Annotated in this window: 3 protein-coding genes and 1 pseudogene; all 4 read left to right on the forward strand. The window is 43.3% G+C overall.

Annotation, left to right across the window (positions count from 1 at the left end; translation table 11 throughout):
* Positions 1-129: pseudogene (locus AB5903_RS06345) on the forward strand (integrase); the annotation flags it as partial.
* Between the two features lie 105 nt (positions 130-234).
* Positions 235-771, forward strand: a complete 537-nt coding sequence (locus AB5903_RS06350; protein WP_368117694.1) for a hypothetical protein — start codon at positions 235-237, stop codon at positions 769-771.
* A 1-nt stretch (position 772) separates the two neighbouring features.
* Entirely contained in the window at positions 773-2,002 is a 1,230-nt protein-coding gene (locus AB5903_RS06355; protein WP_368117695.1) for a transposase, read from the forward strand.
* 275 nt (positions 2,003-2,277) lie between these two features.
* Positions 2,278-2,558: Imm21 family immunity protein (locus AB5903_RS06360; RefSeq protein ID WP_368117696.1), on the forward strand; the 281-nt coding region annotated here is incomplete at its 3' end.

Below are 2,558 nucleotides of genomic sequence, written 5' to 3' on the forward strand. Positions count from 1 at the left end.
ATTGTGAAAGAGCTTATGGGACATAACAACATCAAGACAACGGAAAGGTATGTCCACATAGCCGACACTTTCAAAAGCAATATCAAAAGCCCGTTGGACGATCTGTTGATGGAGGAAGACGAGGTCTGATACTTAAAGAAAATAACAACCAAATCGGCTGATAGTATAACGTTAGATGCAATTCTTGAAAGAATGGCAGAAAAATGATGTTAAAAACAGAAATTCAATAACAAAATGGAATATAAGGATTACATAGAAACAACCATTGTCCTTTACGGAGACTTTGACATACAAGACAATAGCCAATGGGAAGAATGGCTCCGGTCCATGAACGGATATATGGAAAAGCTATGTTGTCCGCCCACTCATTTTGCAGTACACAGCGAGAATGTATTCACTACACTCCAAATAATCCCCATACGGGAATACCATAAAAAAACGGACAGGGCTTTCCTTGACGATAACGGAATCAACCACATGGAACTCATGCAGCTGCCGGACGAGTTTGAGTTTGCGATGTATGACTATGTTGCCAGGGGATGCCGGATAAAGGACAGGATTATGGATGAAGCAAACATTCACCTGAGCCTGCCCAATGACCTGTTCCTGAAGATAGATCAGGATGAGTTTATTGAGGAACAGAAAAAATACATAACTTTCAGGCATGGGGAAATCTTCACTCTCTCAAATGACGAGCAACCGTTCTTCTATGTTACCGGATTGAAAGACGAGGAAGATTTTGAAACGCTGTCTGTCATAAAAAGATTCTGACATGGAAAAAAGGCATGTACATAAGGAAATCCCAAGCGAGGAACGGAAATTTCGGCTGGCGGACTTTATCCGGCTGAACTGGGAGAAGTATGCCGAACATCCGACCGAACCTATCCGACCGGAACAATACAAGGCGGTCAATGCCATCCGCGTGTGCCGGACAGCCGCCCTGGGGGTTGATACCTATGTCTGTCCTGAATGTGGCGAGGTAAGCGAGATATACCATAGCTGCAAGAACCGCTTCTGTCCCACCTGTAGCTGGAGGGATACCATGCTGTGGGCGGAAAGGGTAAAGAGACGGATGCTCAACATACCGCACCGCCATGTGGTAATGACACTCCCGCATATTCTGAACCCGTTAATCAAACGCAATGGCAAAGAACTTCTGAACGTGCTGATGAAAACCTCGGCTGAAACGATGAAGGACTGGATTGAAAACAAATACTCTTTGAAAGCCGGAGTCATATCAGTGCTGCATACGTTTGGCGAGAAAAAGAACTACCACGTCCATGTCCACATGATCGTCACGTGGGGAGGCATCCACAAAAGCACGGGAGAACTGGTGGAGATCCAATCCCCTTATGTCAGGGTCAGCTTCCTGCAAAAGAAGTTCAGGGAGAAATTCAGGGAAAGCCTGAACTTCTTGTATGAACACGGGATATTGAAGCATGATTTCCGCAACGAGGAAGAGTTTGCTGATTTCAAGCGTGCCATGTACCGCAGCTGTTGGGCCATCAACCTTGAACCGCCCATGAAAATACCATCCCAAGTGATTTGCTATATCGGAAGATATTCCAAAAGAGCTTGTCTGAGTGAATACAAGATTACAGCGATAGAAGGAGAATACATCAGTTTCCGCTACAAGGATTACCGCAGTTCTCCCGACAAGCATAATCCGGAGGAAAAAATCCTCACGTTGCATTACAGTGAGTTTTTTCCCAGACTGCTGCAACACGTTCCCCTTCCATATTTTCGGATAGTAAGGTATTACGGAGTGTACTCACATAAAAGTACCGTCCCGGAAGAATACCTGTATCAGGAAGATACGGAAGAACCTTGCGCTGACACGGTAGAAAATGAATCGGAATATGAAAACCCGTATTATTGTAAACCCTGCCAGCGATACAAGATATACCATTGCACGACACTTGTCCGTCATGGAACAAACAGTAAAGAACCGGAATGCCTGGTGTTCCAAAGACCGGAACTTGTCAAGCGAAAGGCCGCATAAAAATAACAATAGAGGGATAACTATGCCCTGTCGTGAAAAACAGGTCAAAAACACTCTCGAAACTATAAAAAAGGAGGTTTGAAACATGAAAATGAGTATGAAAAGGAAAGTTCCTGACGAACTGAAAACCCTAAAAAGACGAGGTGAAACGCTTCGTGAATAAAGGGGAAAAATTGAATTTCTAATAATAATGATAGATGTAAAAAATGCATCTAACAACGGGATGAACTGCCTAAACGGCAGCTATCCCTTAACATTAATCGCTGAGAAAAAATATGAATAATTGGATTGCAACAGAAGGAAGCCCATTTGTCATTGTTGAGCAACAATATGCCCATCAATGGAACGGTCAAGAAGACTACAATGCTATATGTAGCGTAACAGATTACTTGGGGAAAATCTATATAGACAATCATGTCCTATTGGTAATGGGAGATGAACCGATGGCTACACGCATAGTAAATAAAGATGGAGCAATCTTAATAATTCGTTGGAAGTATGCTCCCGATTATCTAACGGTGGAAAAACTTCTGGAGAATGATATAGTAACTGGGGC

Origin of the sequence: Bacteroides sp. 2201st1_D9_2201SCRN_220225 (genome assembly GCF_040928965.1) — a bacterium.
GTDB classification, from domain to species: Bacteria; Bacteroidota; Bacteroidia; order Bacteroidales; family Bacteroidaceae; genus Bacteroides; species Bacteroides stercoris.